The sequence below is a fragment of the Pseudomonas sp. Cab53 genome (assembly GCF_018325965.1).
GTDB lineage: Bacteria > Pseudomonadota > Gammaproteobacteria > Pseudomonadales > Pseudomonadaceae > Aquipseudomonas > Aquipseudomonas chlororaphis_E.
In genome coordinates, this window is the sequence record NZ_AP021902.1 from 2019086 (window position 1) to 2034367 (window position 15282).

At 62.0% G+C, this 15282-nt stretch carries 11 protein-coding genes, 5 tRNA genes and 1 pseudogene; 12 read left to right on the forward strand and 5 right to left on the reverse strand.

Features of this window, described 5'->3' with window-relative positions:
* Nucleotides 1-13: 13 nt before the first annotated feature.
* Nucleotides 14-1075, forward strand: a complete 1062-nt coding sequence (locus KI241_RS08800) for an AI-2E family transporter (RefSeq protein WP_042728349.1) — start codon at nt 14-16, stop codon at nt 1073-1075.
* Here KI241_RS08800 and KI241_RS08805 read toward each other — a convergent pair.
* From KI241_RS08805 to KI241_RS08820, 4 genes are all read right to left on the reverse strand, one after another.
* Nucleotides 1072-1254 (reverse strand): hypothetical protein, encoded by a 183-nt coding sequence (locus KI241_RS08805; RefSeq protein WP_042728350.1) that lies wholly within the window; start codon nt 1252-1254, stop codon nt 1072-1074. The two genes, KI241_RS08800 and KI241_RS08805, sit on opposite strands and share 4 nt — an antisense overlap.
* An 88-nt stretch (nt 1255-1342) precedes the next feature.
* The gene (locus KI241_RS08810) at nt 1343-1537 is read right to left on the reverse strand and encodes a hypothetical protein (RefSeq protein WP_042728351.1); all 195 of its coding nucleotides are present in this window, start codon (nt 1535-1537) and stop codon (nt 1343-1345) included.
* Nucleotides 1538-1782: 245 nt separating this feature from the next.
* Nucleotides 1783-1858: transfer RNA gene (locus tag KI241_RS08815), tRNA-Asn, on the reverse strand.
* A gap of 259 nt (nt 1859-2117) precedes the next feature.
* Entirely contained in the window at nt 2118-3314 is a 1197-nt protein-coding gene (locus KI241_RS08820) for an amino acid aminotransferase (protein WP_042728352.1), read from the reverse strand.
* Nucleotides 3315-3646: 332 nt separating this feature from the next.
* On the opposite strand from KI241_RS08820, the gene uvrB reads away from it, so the two are divergent.
* The 11 genes from uvrB to KI241_RS08875 all read left to right on the forward strand — a co-directional run bounded on the left by uvrB (nt 3647) and on the right by KI241_RS08875 (nt 11901).
* A complete protein-coding gene (uvrB, locus tag KI241_RS08825; RefSeq protein ID WP_042728353.1) occupies nt 3647-5662 on the forward strand; it encodes an excinuclease ABC subunit UvrB in 2016 nt (671 codons plus the stop codon).
* A gap of 232 nt (nt 5663-5894) precedes the next feature.
* Nucleotides 5895-7376, forward strand: coding sequence for a glutamate--tRNA ligase (gltX, locus tag KI241_RS08830; RefSeq protein WP_042728354.1), 1482 nt, complete (start codon nt 5895-5897; stop codon nt 7374-7376).
* 146 nt (nt 7377-7522) lie between these two features.
* Nucleotides 7523-7598 (forward strand) — tRNA-Ala (locus KI241_RS08835).
* Between the two features lie 79 nt (nt 7599-7677).
* Nucleotides 7678-7753: transfer RNA gene (locus tag KI241_RS08840), tRNA-Glu, on the forward strand.
* 53 nt (nt 7754-7806) lie between these two features.
* Nucleotides 7807-7882: transfer RNA gene (locus tag KI241_RS08845), tRNA-Ala, on the forward strand.
* A gap of 76 nt (nt 7883-7958) precedes the next feature.
* A tRNA-Glu gene (locus KI241_RS08850) sits at nt 7959-8034 on the forward strand.
* Between the two features lie 182 nt (nt 8035-8216).
* Nucleotides 8217-8756 carry a TetR/AcrR family transcriptional regulator gene (locus KI241_RS08855; protein ID WP_042728355.1) on the forward strand — a complete coding sequence of 180 codons (540 nt, stop codon included), beginning with the start codon at nt 8217-8219 and terminating at the stop codon, nt 8754-8756.
* A gap of 28 nt (nt 8757-8784) precedes the next feature.
* Nucleotides 8785-9618 carry an alpha/beta fold hydrolase gene (locus tag KI241_RS08860; protein ID WP_042728356.1) on the forward strand — a complete coding sequence of 278 codons (834 nt, stop codon included), beginning with the start codon at nt 8785-8787 and terminating at the stop codon, nt 9616-9618.
* Nucleotides 9619-9663: 45 nt separating this feature from the next.
* A complete protein-coding gene (locus tag KI241_RS08865) occupies nt 9664-10122 on the forward strand; it encodes a thioesterase family protein (RefSeq protein ID WP_212803582.1) in 459 nt (152 codons plus the stop codon).
* A gap of 246 nt (nt 10123-10368) precedes the next feature.
* On the forward strand, nt 10369-11328 hold the full coding sequence (locus KI241_RS08870) for a tRNA-dihydrouridine synthase (RefSeq protein WP_212803583.1): 960 nt from the start codon (nt 10369-10371) through the stop codon (nt 11326-11328).
* Between the two features lie 120 nt (nt 11329-11448).
* Nucleotides 11449-11901 (forward strand): Hsp20 family protein, encoded by a 453-nt coding sequence (locus KI241_RS08875; RefSeq protein ID WP_042728359.1) that lies wholly within the window; start codon nt 11449-11451, stop codon nt 11899-11901.
* Between the two features lie 60 nt (nt 11902-11961).
* On the opposite strand, the pseudogene KI241_RS08880 reads toward KI241_RS08875, so the two are convergent.
* Nucleotides 11962-15239: pseudogene (locus tag KI241_RS08880) on the reverse strand (EAL domain-containing protein).
* Nucleotides 15240-15282 lie beyond the last annotated feature (43 nt).

The window sequence follows — 15282 nt, forward strand, 5'->3', positions numbered from 1 at the left end:
ACATGGAAAGCTGATGAATCGAAAGATGCTGCAAAACAAATCCCAGATGCTGTTACTGGTCCTGGTCACCCTGGCTTTCATCTGGATCCTGTTGCCATTCTACGGCGCGGTGTTTTGGGCGGTGATCCTGGGCATCGTCTTTGCGCCGATGCAACGGCGGCTGCAACTGAAGTTCGGCTGGCAGCGCAACGTCACCTCGTTGTTCACCCTGAGCACGTGCGTGGTGATCGCGATTTTGCCGGTGATCGTCATCGGCTTGCTGCTGGTTCAGGAAGGCGCGGCGCTGTACAAGAGCCTGGAGAGCGGAGAGCTGGACATTGCCGATTACCTGGCCCGCTTCAAGGATGCGTTACCACCGTACTTCCAGCACCTGCTGGACCGCTTTGGCCTGGGCAACCTCAATGGCCTGCGTGACAAGATCGTCAAGAGCGCCATGCAAGGCAGTGAGTTCTTCGCCACCCAGGCGTTCAGCTTCGGCCAGGGCACTTTCCAGTTCCTGGTCAGCCTGTCGGTGATGCTGTACCTGCTGTTCTTCTTTCTGCGCGATGGCCCTGAGCTGGTGCGCAAGGTGCGTGCCGCGGTGCCGCTGGCCGAACACCAGAAGCGGCGCCTGCAGTTGAAATTCAACCGCGTGGTGCGGGCGACGGTGAAAGGCAACCTGCTGGTGGCGATCACCCAGGGCGCGCTGGGCGGGTTGATCTTCTGGATCCTGGGCATTCCGACGGTGTTGCCCTGGGCGGTGCTGATGGCGTTCCTGTCGCTGCTGCCAGCGGTGGGGGCAGGCCTGGTCTGGGCGCCGGTGGCCGTGTACTTCCTGCTCTCGGGGGCCATCTGGCAGGGCGTGGTGCTGATACTGTTCGGGGTATTCGTGATCGGCCTGGTGGACAACTTCCTGCGACCGATCCTGGTGGGCAAGGACACCAAGATGCCCGACTACATGGTGCTGGTCTCGACGTTGGGCGGGCTGGCGGTGTTCGGGTTGAACGGGTTCGTGATCGGCCCGTTGATCGCCGCGTTGTTCCTGTCGTGCTGGGCGCTGTTCGTCGAAACCGCGCCTCGGGTGCAGTTGCCCTAGGCGGTCAGCAGGTACGGGCCGATGCGTTGCGACATGGCCTGGGCGGCGGGCAGTGAAGTCAGCGGGCCGCTGATGGTTACGCCATCTTGCACCAGATACCAGCAGGCCAGCAGACCGCGCTCCCTGAGCGGGGCGGGGACGGCACTGCCAATGACAGACATGATTTGAACCTTGGGCATGGGAACCTCCATCAATCGATGGGGTTACCTTACGACTCAGCCGCGGTAACGAAAAATCAACCGGCTCAATAGTGGGAATCGATGTCGCTCAATCGACCACCAGATCGAGCATGTGCACCACTTCCTGCTCATGGAGCACGCCTTTGCGCACCAGGTTCTCCGCCAGCAGTGAAATGAACTTGGCGGTTCGGTGGCCTTCTAGGTGCTTGAGTTCTGTGAGCGCGTTGTAGACCTTGCTGGAAGTGCACAGGCCAACGATGCGATGGGGATTTTGCGTGGGCATAGCTTCGTCCTTGTTGTTATGAAGCTGTTGTTGACGGACAGCGTCAGTGTGCGGCACCGCCATGACGCTCACGTGACAGCCTGGGTTGCAGGAAAACAAAGCAGGATTCAGACCATAATGCCTTTTTGGCGCCGGATTATTGTTCCGGTAGCGACCTCGACGAGCTTTTTCAGCCAGCAGCGTTTTTCTTTGGCCCATGAAAAAGCCCCTGAACCTTTCGATTCAGGGGCTTTTTTATTGCTGTCTGGCTCCACGACCTGGACTCGAACCAGGGACCCAGTGATTAACAGTCACTTGCTCTACCAACTGAGCTATCGCGGAATGGCGCGTATGTTACTGATTGGAAAAGAGAAGTCAAGCTTTGGGTGATGATTGGCGCGTTGCAGGGGCGGTCAGCGGTCCATTGCTCACCTGTTACCGCTTCAGCCAGCCTTAAATGCAAGAAACATAAAAACGCTGTGGGAGCGGGCTTGCTCGCGAATACGGTGTGTCAGCTAAGAATATTTCAACTGACATATCGCCTTCGCGAGCAAGCCCGCTCCCACAGATCTCACCTGGTTCTGCTTTTAATGAGCAAGCCTCAGATCACCTGGACGATGGCCTGGGTCACCGCGCCGATGTTGTTCTGGTTCAGCGCCGCCACGCAGATGCGGCCGGTGTCCAGGGCATAGATGCCGAACTCGTTGCGCAGGCGGGTGACTTGTTCAACGGTCAGGCCGGAATAGGAAAACATCCCGCTCTGGCGCGCGACGAAGCTGAAGTCATGCTGCGGCGCGGCTTTGGCCAGCATGTCCACCATCTGGGTGCGCATACCACGAATCCGCAGGCGCATTTCGCCCAGTTCCGCTTCCCACTGGGCGCGCAGCTCAGGGCTGTTGAGCACGGCGGCAACGATGCTGGCGCCGTGGGTCGGTGGGTTGGAGTAGTTGGTGCGGATCACGCGCTTGACCTGGGACAGCACGCGGGCGCTTTCTTCTTTCGACTCGCTGACGATCGACAGGGCGCCTACGCGCTCGCCGTACAGGGAGAACGACTTGGAGAACGAGCTGGAGGCGAAGAAGGTCAGGCCCGACTCGGCGAACAGGCGCACGGCCGCGGCGTCTTCGTCGATGCCCGCGCCAAAGCCCTGGTAGGCCATGTCCAGGAATGGAACGTGGTTCTTGGCCTTGACCACGGCCAGCACGTTTTTCCAGTCTTGCGGGCTCAGGTCCACGCCGGTCGGGTTGTGGCAGCAGGCGTGCAGCACGATGATCGAGCGGTCGGGCAGGGCGTTGAGGTCTTCCAGCAAGCCGGTGCGGTTCACGTCATGGGTGGCGGCGTCGTAGTAGCGATAGTTCTGCACCGGGAAGCCGGCGGTCTCGAACAGCGCGCGGTGGTTTTCCCAGCTCGGGTCGCTGATGGCCACGACGGCGTCGGGCAGCAGTTGCTTGAGGAAGTCTGCGCCGATCTTCAGGGCGCCAGTGCCACCGACCGCCTGGGTGGTGATGACACGGCCGGCGGCGATCAGCGGGGAGTCCTTGCCGAACAGCAGGGTCTGGACCGCCTGGTCGTAGGCCGCGATGCCGTCGATCGGCAGGTAGCCGCGCGAGACATGCTGAGCCACGCGAATCGTCTCGGCTTCGACCACGGCGCGCAGGAGTGGAATGCGCCCCTCCTCGTTGCAGTAAACACCCACGCCCAGGTTGACCTTATTGGTACGGGTATCGGCGTTGAATGCTTCGTTGAGGCCCAGGATGGGATCGCGGGGTGCCAATTCGACAGCGGAAAACAGGCTCATTATTGCGCGGCTCTGAATGGAGTGAGGGGGGACGTGTCGCGCTCCAGCCGGATGCACTAGAGCGGTGCACAAACGGGGAGCTAGTATAGAGGCCATCACAGGGCAGGGCGACAGGCGATTCGGTTTTTACGGTAAGTATTTTCGATTTTTTTCGACCGTTAGTCTCTTCTCGACGTCAAAGTCTGCAAGGCGTGTAGGACGTTCGTCTTGAAAGCGAAGGCATTCACCTCCACATTGTGTGCATTCCAGTTTTTTCCTCGGGCGACATCAGTCGTTTCGGTCTTTCTCGTTCCTGTTGGTTGGCCAGCAGGAGTGAATCCAGGGGTTATGTCATGTCTGAATTCCAGCTAGTCACCCGATTTCAGCCCGCCGGCGACCAGCCGGAAGCCATCCGCCTGATGGTCGAAGGCATCGAGGCCGGGCTGGCGCACCAGACGCTGCTCGGTGTGACCGGGTCGGGCAAGACCTTCAGCATCGCCAACGTGATCGCCCAGGTGCAGCGCCCGACCCTGGTGCTGGCGCCGAACAAGACCCTCGCGGCTCAGTTGTATGGCGAGTTCAAGGCGTTTTTCCCCAACAACGCGGTGGAGTACTTCGTCTCTTACTACGACTACTACCAGCCCGAGGCGTACGTGCCGTCGTCGGACACCTTCATCGAGAAGGACGCCTCGATCAACGACCACATCGAACAGATGCGACTGTCGGCGACCAAGGCGCTGCTGGAACGCAAGGATGCGATCATCGTCACCACCGTCTCGTGCATCTACGGCTTGGGCAGCCCGGAAACCTATCTGAAGATGGTCTTGCACGTGGACCGTGGCGACAAACTCGACCAGCGCGCCTTGCTGCGCCGCCTGGCGGATCTGCAATACACCCGCAACGACATGGATTTCGCCCGGGCGACGTTCCGGGTGCGCGGTGACGTGATCGATATCTATCCGGCCGAATCGGACCTGGAAGCGATCCGCATCGAGCTGTTCGACGATGAAGTAGAGAGCCTCTCGGCGTTCGACCCGCTGACGGGGGAGGTGATCCGCAAGCTGCCACGGTTCACCTTCTACCCCAAGAGTCACTACGTCACGCCACGGGAAACCCTGCTGGACGCCATCGAAGGGATCAAGGCCGAGCTGCAGGAGCGCCTGGAATACCTGCGCACGAACAACAAGCTGGTGGAGGCCCAGCGCCTGGAGCAGCGAACCCGTTTCGACCTGGAGATGATCCTCGAGCTGGGCTATTGCAACGGTATCGAGAACTACTCGCGCTACCTGTCGGGGCGTCCGGCGGGTGCTGCGCCGCCCACGCTCTACGACTACCTGCCGGCCGATGCCTTGCTGGTGATCGACGAGTCCCACGTCAGCGTGCCCCAGGTCGGCGCGATGTACAAAGGCGACCGCTCGCGCAAGGAAACCCTGGTGGAGTACGGCTTCCGCCTGCCGTCGGCACTGGACAACCGGCCGATGCGCTTCGATGAGTGGGAAAGCGTCAGCCCGCAGACGATTTTCGTCTCGGCGACCCCGGGCAACTACGAGGCCGAGCACGCGGGGCGGGTGGTCGAGCAGGTGGTGCGACCGACCGGCCTGGTGGACCCGCAGGTCGAGGTGCGGCCGGCCTTGACCCAGGTCGACGACTTGCTCTCGGAAATCACCAAACGCGTGGCTCTGGAAGAGCGGGTGCTGGTCACCACGCTGACCAAGCGCATGGCCGAAGACCTCACCGACTACCTGGCCGACCACGGCGTGCGGGTACGTTACCTGCACTCGGACATCGACACGGTGGAGCGGGTTGAGATCATCCGCGATCTGCGCCTGGGCACCTTCGATGTGCTGGTGGGCATCAACTTGCTGCGCGAAGGCCTGGACATGCCGGAAGTGTCGCTCGTGGCGATCCTGGACGCCGACAAGGAAGGCTTCCTGCGTTCCGAGCGTTCGCTGATCCAGACCATCGGTCGGGCCGCGCGTAACCTCAACGGCCGGGCGATTCTCTATGCCGATCGCATCACCGGTTCCATGGAGCGGGCCATCGGCGAGACGGAACGGCGCCGCGACAAGCAGATTGCCTTCAACCTGGCCAATGGGATCACGCCAAAAGGGGTGTTCAAGGACGTCGCCGACATCATGGAAGGCGCCACCGTGCCCGGCTCTCGCAGCAAGAAGCGCAAGGGCATGGCGAAAGTCGCCGAGGAAAGCGCCCGCTACGAAGCCGAACTGCGCTCGCCGAGCGAAATCACCAAACGCATCCGGCAGTTGGAAGAAAAGATGTACCAACTGGCCCGGGACCTGGAGTTCGAAGCGGCGGCGCAACTGCGCGACGAGATCGGCAAGTTGCGTGAGCGGTTGCTGGCTGTCTGAGGTTGTGTGGCGACCTTAAGGGCCTCATCGCGAGCAAGCTCGCTCCCACAGTGGGCCGCGTCGTCCAGGCTGCAAGCGGTCTTCTGTGGGAGCGAGCTTGCTCGCGATGGGCGCGACTCGGTCCGACGACGAGCCACACAAATCCCGCTCTCACTGGAGCCCGCCCGCCATCGCCTGTTACCATTCGCCCCCTGTTTGACCTCCGCTTTTATCTTCTTTTCCGAGACATGCCATGACCACCGTCCGCACCCGCATCGCGCCTTCGCCCACTGGCGATCCCCATGTCGGCACCGCCTACATCGCTTTGTTCAACTATTGCTTTGCCAAGCAGCACGGCGGTGAGTTCATCCTGCGCATCGAGGACACCGATCAGTTGCGTTCGACCCGTGAGTCCGAACAGCAGATTTTCGACGCCCTGCGCTGGCTGGGGATCGACTGGAGCGAAGGCCCGGATGTGGGCGGTCCCCATGGTCCGTATCGCCAGAGCGAGCGCGGTGCGATCTACCAGCAGTACTGCCAGCAACTGGTGGACATGGGGCATGCGTTCCCGTGTTTCTGTACCGCCGAAGAGCTGGACCAGATGCGCGCCGAGCAGATGGCCCGCGGCGAAACCCCGCGCTATGACGGGCGTGCGTTGCTGCTGTCCAAGGAAGAAGTCGCCCGCCGCCTGGCCGCTGGCGAGCCCCATGTGATCCGCATGAAGGTGCCGTCCGAGGGCGTCTGCGTGGTCCCGGACATGCTGCGTGGCGACGTCGAGATCCCGTGGGATCGCATGGACATGCAAGTGCTGATGAAGACCGACGGCCTGCCGACGTACTTCCTGGCCAACGTGGTCGACGACCACCTGATGGGCATCACCCACGTGTTGCGCGGTGAGGAATGGCTGCCATCGGCGCCGAAACTGATCCTGCTCTACGAGTATTTCGGCTGGGAACAACCGCAGCTGTGCTACATGCCGCTGCTACGTAACCCGGACAAGAGCAAGCTGTCCAAGCGCAAGAACCCGACTTCGGTGACGTTCTACGAGCGCATGGGCTTCATGCCCGAGGCGATGCTCAATTACCTGGGGCGCATGGGCTGGTCGATGCCGGACGAGCGCGAGAAGTTCTCGCTACAGGAAATGGTCGAGCACTTCGACCTGTCGCGTGTTTCCCTGGGCGGCCCGATCTTCGACATCGAGAAACTGTCCTGGCTCAACGGCCAGTGGCTGCGGGACCTGCCGGTGGAAGAGTTCGCCGCGCGCGTGCAGAAATGGGCGCTGAACCCCGACTACATGATGAAGATCGCCCCTCATGTGCAGGGCAGGGTGGAGACCTTCAGTCAGATCGCACCGCTGGCCGGCTTCTTCTTTGCCGGTGGCGTGACGCCGGATGCGAAGCTGTTCGAATCGAAGAAACTTTCGGGCGACCAAGTGCGCCAGTTGATGCAACTCATCCTGTGGAAGCTTGAGAGCTTGCGCCAATGGGAGAAGGACAGCATCACTGCGACCATCCAGGCCGTGGTCGAGTCCCTGGAGTTGAAGCTGCGTGATGCCATGCCGCTGATGTTCGCCGCCATCACGGGCCAGGCCAGTTCTGTGTCGGTGCTCGATGCGATGGAAATCCTCGGGCCGGACCTGACCCGTTTCCGCCTGCGCCAGGCCATTGATCTGCTCGGCGGCGTGTCGAAAAAGGAAAACAAGGAGTGGGAAAAACTGCTGGGCGCGATCGCTTAAGCGGTCGATGAGGCAGGGCACACCCCGGTTTTCCGGGGTTTGTCGGTAAGTGATTGTTATCCCGGCAAAAAATTTTCAAATTTGTTGAAAATAAATTTGACAGCCCTCCGATACGCCCTTAAGATTCGCCCCGTCCTCAGCGATGAGGGGCTATAGCTCAGCTGGGAGAGCGCTTGCATGGCATGCAAGAGGTCGACGGTTCGATCCCGTCTAGCTCCACCAATTTACACTTCGAGGTCTGGCCACACCGGCCTCGAAGCGATCAACACTCAGCGTTGATCAGTGGTATAGAAGGGTTTGCGTCCCCTTCGTCTAGTGGCCTAGGACACCGCCCTTTCACGGCGGTAACAGGGGTTCGAGTCCCCTAGGGGACGCCAGTTTTACAGAAGCGATGTTGCAAGATGTCGCTCCGCCGCGAGGCGAAAAACCTGGGGCTATAGCTCAGCTGGGAGAGCGCTTGCATGGCATGCAAGAGGTCGACGGTTCGATCCCGTCTAGCTCCACCAATTTACACTTCAAGGTCTGGCCACACCGGCCTTGAAGCGATCAGTTCTCAGCGCTGATCATGTTCAGAAGGTTTGTGTCCCCTTCGTCTAGTGGCCTAGGACACCGCCCTTTCACGGCGGTAACAGGGGTTCGAGTCCCCTAGGGGACGCCACGATTACCCGCTCTGCGGGATTTTATAAGGGTCATTCAATTCTTGAATGGCCCTTTTGTTTGTCTGGCGTTCGGCCAATTCTCCTAACCTTTGAAAACAGGCTTCTGACCGACGGGCAGATATTCCGCTTGAGGAAAATTATTATACGGATAATATTTCAATCGTAATATTCGGAGGCGACGATGAGCGATAAGAAGGCACAAACCCGCGAACGCATTCTCAAGGCCGCCAGTGCGGCGTTGATCAAGCATGGCCCGGCCGAGCCGAGCGTGGGTGAGGTGATGGGCGCGGCGGGTCTGACGGTGGGCGGCTTCTATGCGCACTTCGAAAGCAAGGATGCCCTGATGCTGGAGGCGTTCAAGCAGTTGCTCAGCCATCGTCGCGACTTGATCGCCGGCCTGGACGCAGGGCTGACCGGTGAAGAGCGGCGCACGCTGTCGGCGGCGTTCTACCTGTCGCGCAAGCACCGCGACTCCAGCGAACAAGCCTGCCCGATCCCGGCCTCGGTGGGTGAGCTCGGACGCCTGCCGGATGAGTTTCGCGCGGTGCTCAATGAACACATAGAACTCATGGCTGCGCAGTTGGCGGCCAGCCCCGAAGACACCGACAAGGCCTTGGCCGACATCGCCCTGATGGTCGGCGGCTTGTCCCTGGCGCGGGCGCTGGGCCCTGGAGAGTTATCGGATCGTTTGCTGCGCGCTGCCAAATCGGCGGTGCGATGAGCTAAGGCGCAAGCCCTGGAGATGAGCAATGGACAGGTTGAGCTGGATTCGTGGTGTCAATGGCACGCTTGGGCGGGTAGCGCCGCGCCTGGTGGCGAAGAAAATGCGCTCGCTGTTCATGCGTCCGCGAAACCTGCCGCCACGGGACTGGGAACTGCCATTGCTGGCAACGTCCGAGCGCATCACCTTGCGCTTCGGGCTTTCGGCCCTGCGTTGGGGCAAAGGCCCGACCGTCCTGCTGATGCATGGCTGGGAAGGGCGGCCCACGCAGTTCGCGGCGCTGATCACGGCGCTGGTGGACGCCGGCTACACGGTGGTGGCGCTGGATGGTCCGGCCCATGGCCGTTCGCCGGGGCGCGAGGCGAATGTCCTGTTGTTTGCCCGGGCCATGCTTGAAGCCGCCGCGGAACTGCCGCCGCTGCAAGCAGTGATCGGTCATTCAATGGGCGGTGCCAGCGCCATGCTGGCGGTCCAGTTGGGGTTACGCACCGAGACGCTGGTGAGCATCGCCGCCCCCGCGCGCATTCTTGGCATATTGCGCGGCTTTGCCCGGATGATGGGCCTGCCGCCCCAGGCACGTTCGGCATTCATCCGTCAGGTGGAACTCGACGTAGGCATGCCGGCCTCGAAGATGGACGTGGCGCACTACCAATTGGACATCCCAGGGTTGATCGTCCATGCCGAGGACGATACGTCGGTCTCGGTCAAAGAGTCGCAGGTGATTCATGAGGCCTGGTTCGACAGTCGCCTGCTGCGGCTGCCCCAGGGTGGGCACCAGCGGGTACTGGCTGATCCGCGGGTCATCGACGGGGTGCTGTCCCTGCTGGCCGGGCGCAGTTTGCAGGCGCGGCAATCGGCTTGAGCATCCGGTACACTGCCCCGATCCATATTCGACCGGGAGAGGGGCATGGGCTGGGATCGGGCAACGCCGTTCATCATTGATCTTCAAGTGAATGCCGAGGACATCGACGGGCTGGGTCACGCCAACAACGCGGTGTACGTCAGCTGGCTCGAACGTTGCGCCTGGCGCCACTCACAGCGCCTGGGGTTGGATCTGGTGGAATACCGGCGCCTGGACCGCGCCATGGCGGTGGTGCGGCATGAAATCGATTACCTGGCGGCGGCCTATGAGGGCGATGAGCTGCAACTGGCCACCTGGATCGTCGACTGGGACCAGCGCCTGAAGATGACCCGGCACTTCCAACTGGTCCGCCCCCGTGACAACGCCACTTTGCTGCGGGCCCAAACCACCTTTGTCTGCATCGAGCTGTCCAGCGGCAGGCCCAAGCGCATGCCGGCGGAGTTCATCGACGGATACGGCCCGGCGCTGGAGTCCCAGGTCGCGCCTGATGTCATCACCAGCTGACCCACCGCCTTCGCGGGCAAGCCCGCTCCCACAAAGGATTTACGGTGGACACACATCCTGTGTCCGCCAACGATCAACCTGTGGGAGCGGGCTTGCCCGCGAATGCGGCGGTACATTCAACATCAATGCAAACTGACCCACCGCTTTCGCGAGCAAGCCCGCTCCCACAGGGATTTATGCTGAATGCCGGATATGTGGGCAAAATCCGGTAAACTGCCGCACGTTTTTCCGTTGAGTGTGTGTTTCATGCAAATTGCCCTGGCGCCCATGGAGGGGTTGGTCGACAACATCCTGCGCGATGTTCTGACCCGCGTTGGCGGAATCGACTGGTGCGTCACCGAGTTCATCCGCGTCAACGATCGCCTGCTCACGCCGGCGTACTTTCATAAGCTCGCCCCGGAGCTGCTGACCCAGGCTCGGACCGCCGCCGGCGTGCCGCTACGGGTGCAATTGCTGGGGTCCGACCCGGTGTGCCTGGCGGAGAACGCAGCGTTGGCCTGCGAGCTGGGCTCTGAGGTGATCGACCTGAACTTCGGGTGCCCGGCCAAGACCGTGAACAAATCCCGCGGTGGGGCGGTCTTGCTCAAGGAGCCGGAACTGCTCAACCAGATCGTCGAACACGTACGCCGCGCAGTGCCCCGGCACATTCCGGTAACCGCCAAGATGCGCCTGGGCTTCGACAGCCCGGACGGCGCGCTGGTGTGTGCCACGGCGCTGGCCGAGGGCGGTGCAGAGCACATCGTGGTGCATGCGCGGACCAAGACCGACGGCTACAAGCCACCGGCTCATTGGGAATGGATTCCCCGAGTCCAGGACGTGGTCAAGGTGCCGGTGTTCGCCAATGGCGATATCTGGAGTGTCGAGGATTGGCGGCGTTGCCGCGAAATCAGTGGCGTCGACGACATCATGCTCGGTCGCGGCCTGGTTTCCCGTCCAGACCTGGCTCGGCAGATTGCCGCTGCCCGGGCCGGCGAAGAAGTGGTGCCGATGTCCTGGGCCGAACTGCAACCGATGCTGCAAGATTTTTGGGGGCAAGTGGTCGAGCAACTGACGCCCCGCCAGGCCCCTGGCCGATTGAAGCAGTGGCTGGCGATGCTGACGCGCAATTACTCCGAGGCGGTGACGTTGTTCAGTGCGTTGCGCCGGGAGACCGAGCTGGAAGCGGTGGGGCATTTGTTGGGTGTGAAGCGCACGGAAGCGGCCTGAAAAAAATTTCAAAAAAAGCTCTTGAAAAGTATTTGGCGGCCCCTAGATAGGGGTTACGCGATGCCGAATTCGGGTCGCGGAGACAAAAAACCTTGCTGAATTTTTCAGGAGATTTGAATCATGAGTACTGCATTTTCGCTGGCCCCACTGTTCCGTTCCTCGGTAGGTTTCGACCGTTTCAACGACTTGTTCGAAACCGCGCTGCGCAACGAACCAGGCAGCAGCTATCCACCCTACAACGTGGAAAAATACGGTGATGATCAATACCGTATCGTGGTCGCCGCCGCAGGTTTCCGGGAAGAAGACCTGGACCTGCAGGTGGAAAAAGGTGTGCTGACCATCAGCGGCGGTAAGCGCGAGGCCAGCAACGACAGCGTGACCTACTTGCACCAGGGCATCGCCCAGCGTGCATTCAAGCTGTCCTTCCGGTTGGCGGATCATATCGAGATCAAGTCCGCTGGCCTGAGCAACGGTCTGTTGAGCATCGACCTGTTGCGGGTCATCCCGGAAGAGGCGAAAGCCAAGCGCATCCCAATCAACGGGGTGCAGCAACAACCTGCGTTGCAGAACTGATGCATCGCCACTGAAAAAGGGCGCCGAAAGGCGCCCTTTTTCATGTCCAGCCTTTCACCTTCAGGGCAGCAGCCGTTCAAACGCCTCCAGCGGCAGCGGCCGGCTGTGCAGGTAGCCCTGGTACAGATGGCAGTCGAGCCCTTGCAGGAATTGCAGTTGTTCCAGGGTTTCCACGCCTTCGGCGATCATTTCCAGGTTCAGGCTGTGGGCCATGGCGACGATGGCGCGGATGATTTCAGCGTCGTTGGGGTCGCAGGTGGCGTCGCGCACGAACGACTGGTCGATTTTCAGCGTGTCTACCGGCAGGCGCTTGAGGTAGGTCAGTGATGAGTAGCCGGTGCCGAAGTCGTCCATGGCGAAACTCACCCCCAGTTTTTTCAGCCGGCGCATCTTGCCGATGGTGTCGTCCAGGTTCTGGATCACGATGCCTTCGGTGATCTCCAGTTTGAGCATGGAAAAGGGCAGGCCGTGGGTGACCAGGCTGCTTTCGATGCGTTCGACGAAGTCGCTCTGGCGGAACTGCCGGGGGCTGATGTTCACGCACAGGCTGAATCGCCGCGGGTCGATCCTGCCCCGGGCGATCAGGTCCTTGAAGCCGACACAGGCCTCATCGAGGATCCAGGTCCCGACTTCGAGGATCAGGCCGCTGTCTTCCAGCACCTTGATGAACTCGTTGGGCGACTGGGCACCCAGTTCCGGGTGATGCCAGCGAACCAGGGCTTCGGCGCCGACGATGCGGTTGTCCCGGGCGTCGACCTGGGGCTGGAAGTGCAGGCTGAATTCGCCACGGGCCAGGGCCTGGCGCAGGTCGGTTTCCATTCGCAGCCGTTCGCTGGCGGCTTTTTGCATGGTGGCGTGGAACATCTGCGAAGTGTTGCGCCCTGAATCCTTGGCGCGGTACAGCGCAATGTCGGCGCGCTTGAGCAGGTCGGCGGGCGTGGAGCCGTGGTCGGGAATCAGCGCCATGCCGATGCTCGGCGTGACTTGCAGGCGCTGGCCATCGAGGAACATCGGCTCCGAGAGCAGCTCACGCAGGGTGTCGGCCAGTTTCTGCACTTGCTCGCTGACGGCGGCACGGTTGCCCTCCAGCCCGCTGAGCAGCACGACGAACTCGTCGCCGCCAAGTCGGGCCACGGTGTCTTCCAGGCGTACGCTGGCCTCCAGTCGCGCCGTGATGATCTTCAGCACGGTGTCGCCCACGGGGTGGCCGAGGGAGTCGTTGATGTGCTTGAAATGGTCCAGGTCGAGAAACAGCAGGGCACCGCGCAGGTTGTGGCGCTTGAGCAGGGCGATCTGTTGGCTCAGGCGGTCCATCAACAGGGCGCGGTTGGGCAGGTTGGTCAGCGGGTCGTGGTAGGCCAGGTGGCGGATCTGCGCTTCGGCATTGCGCAGCAGGCTGACGTCTCGGGCGGTGAGCAACAGGCAGGCGGTTTCGTTCAGGGTGATCGGCTCGACGGACACCTCCACCGTGAGGATTTCCCCGCGCTTGTTGCGCCCGAGCATTTCCCGGTGGTGCACGCGGCCCTTGAGTTGCAGCTCGGCCAGCAACGCCGTGCGCTGTTTTTCATCGGCCCAGATGCCCACTTCATAGACTGTGCGGCCCAGCACCTCGTCGGCACGGTAGCCGGTCAGGCGATAGAAGCCGTCGTTGATCTCCAGGTAGCGGCCGCTTTCGCGTTCGGTGATGGTGATGGCGTCGGGGCTGGAGTGAAACGCCTTGGCGAATTTTTCCTCGCTGGCCTTCAGGGCCGCTTCCGAGCGCTGCTGGTGGGTGATATCGCGCAGGGTGGTGACGATACAGGGCTGGTTGCCGACGTTGATCTGCCGGCTGGAGATCACGCAGGTCAGTGGCTGGCCGTCCTTGTGGTGGACGACGATGGCGACATTGCTCAGCGATTGCTCGCGAATCACTCGTTCGATGCGCTGCAGGCTGCTGCCCGAGGCTTCCCAGAGGCCGATTTCGTCGGCGCTGAGGCCGATCACGTCCTTGGCGCTCCAGCCGAAGGTCTGGGTGAAGCTGGAGTTGATCTCCAGGAACCGGCCGCTGTCCTGGTGGGTCACGCAAATCGGGTCGGGACTGACCTGGAACAGCGTGGCGAATTTCTCTTCCGAGGCCGCCAGGCTCTGTTCGCGCTCGACCTGGTCGGTGATGTCCAGCAGCGTGCCGGCCATGCGCAGGGGCTGCCGTCTTCGTTGCGGTAGAGGCGCGCGCGGCTTTCCAGGTAGCGGGAGCTGCCGTCCGGCAGTTGCACGCGGTAGGTCAGTTGGTAGTTGCCTGCCGGGCCTTCGCGCAGGCTGCGGTAGGCATTGCGCATATTGTTGCGTTCTTCATCGGGCACCCCTTCGAAAAACGCATCGAACGATTCATGGAACGCCTTGGGCTCCAGGCCATGCAATTGCGCGGCGCGTGCGGAGCCGTAGAGCATGCCGCTGGGAATGTGCCAGTCCCAGGTGCCCAGTTGCGCCGAGTCGAGGGCCAGGTCAAGGCGCTCCTGGCTGTCCTTGAGGGCCTGTTCGGCGAGTTTGCGCTCGGTGGTGTCGAGAAAGGTGCTCAGCAGATAGGGTTGGCCCTCGAGCTCGACCTTCTGCGCGCTGAGGATGCCGTTGTGGATCTGGCCGTTACTGGCCCGGAACTCCACTTCCATGCTGACCAGTTCGCCCTTGGCCTTGGTCGCCTGCACCAGTTTCTGTCGTTGGCTGGGGTCTACCCACAGACCCAGCTCCAGGGTCGTGCGGCCGATCACGGCATGGACCGGCCAGCCGAACAGGCTTTCGAAGTACTGGTTGACCTCGCTGATCAGGCCGTCTTCCTGGCGCGTCAGCAGCACCATGTTCGGGCACAGGTGGAACAGCGTGGCGAAGCGTTTCTCCGAGCTGCGCAACGCCTGCTCGCGTTGGCGCTGGTGAGTGATCTCGCGGATCACCCCGATCATGCGCGGGCGCCCGTGTTTGTCAGGCTGGACGCTGCCACTGATCTCCAGCCAGTGCAGGCTGCCGTCGGGCCAGACGATGCGGTGGTGCATCGCCTGTTCCAGCGGCGCGCCGGCCACGGCGGCGCGAAAGGCGCGGATGGCCCGGGCGCGATCTTCGGGCAGCAACAGGTCCAGGTAGTCCATGTCCGCCGGCAGCGGTTGGCGCGGGTCGAAGCCGAAGAGTGCCTGGGTTCCGCGGGACCAACTGATCTGGCCCGTCTCGATGTCCCACGACCAGGCGCCCAGCCGCGCACCGTTGAGCGCGGCCAGCAACTGTGGCGCACTGTCCCAGCTTTGCTCGGACCGCTTCGGGTCAAGCGCCTGGATACGCGGCAGGGGCGGTAGGGGATCTACGGGTTTGGGCATTCTCTGGCGAGCCTTGGGCAGGTTTGGGACTTAAGCGCGGGTG

Bases quoted from the DNA above. Each gene is read 5' to 3' on its own strand.
- KI241_RS08855 (WP_042728355.1), top strand. From the start codon at position 8,217: ATGAGCGATAAGAAGGCACAAACCCGCGAACGCATTCTCAAGGCCGCC.
- gltX (WP_042728354.1), top strand. From the start codon at position 5,895: ATGACCACCGTCCGCACCCGCATCGCGCCTTCGCCCACTGGCGATCCC.
- KI241_RS08820 (WP_042728352.1), bottom strand. From the start codon at position 3,314: ATGAGCCTGTTTTCCGCTGTCGAATTGGCACCCCGCGATCCCATCCTG.
- uvrB (WP_042728353.1), top strand. From the start codon at position 3,647: ATGTCTGAATTCCAGCTAGTCACCCGATTTCAGCCCGCCGGCGACCAG.
- KI241_RS08865 (WP_212803582.1), top strand. From the start codon at position 9,664: ATGGGCTGGGATCGGGCAACGCCGTTCATCATTGATCTTCAAGTGAAT.
- KI241_RS08870 (WP_212803583.1), top strand. From the start codon at position 10,369: ATGCAAATTGCCCTGGCGCCCATGGAGGGGTTGGTCGACAACATCCTG.
- KI241_RS08810 (WP_042728351.1), bottom strand. From the start codon at position 1,537: ATGCCCACGCAAAATCCCCATCGCATCGTTGGCCTGTGCACTTCCAGC.
- KI241_RS08860 (WP_042728356.1), top strand. From the start codon at position 8,785: ATGGACAGGTTGAGCTGGATTCGTGGTGTCAATGGCACGCTTGGGCGG.
- KI241_RS08800 (WP_042728349.1), top strand. From the start codon at position 14: ATGAATCGAAAGATGCTGCAAAACAAATCCCAGATGCTGTTACTGGTC.
- KI241_RS08805 (WP_042728350.1), bottom strand. From the start codon at position 1,254: ATGCCCAAGGTTCAAATCATGTCTGTCATTGGCAGTGCCGTCCCCGCC.
- KI241_RS08875 (WP_042728359.1), top strand. From the start codon at position 11,449: ATGAGTACTGCATTTTCGCTGGCCCCACTGTTCCGTTCCTCGGTAGGT.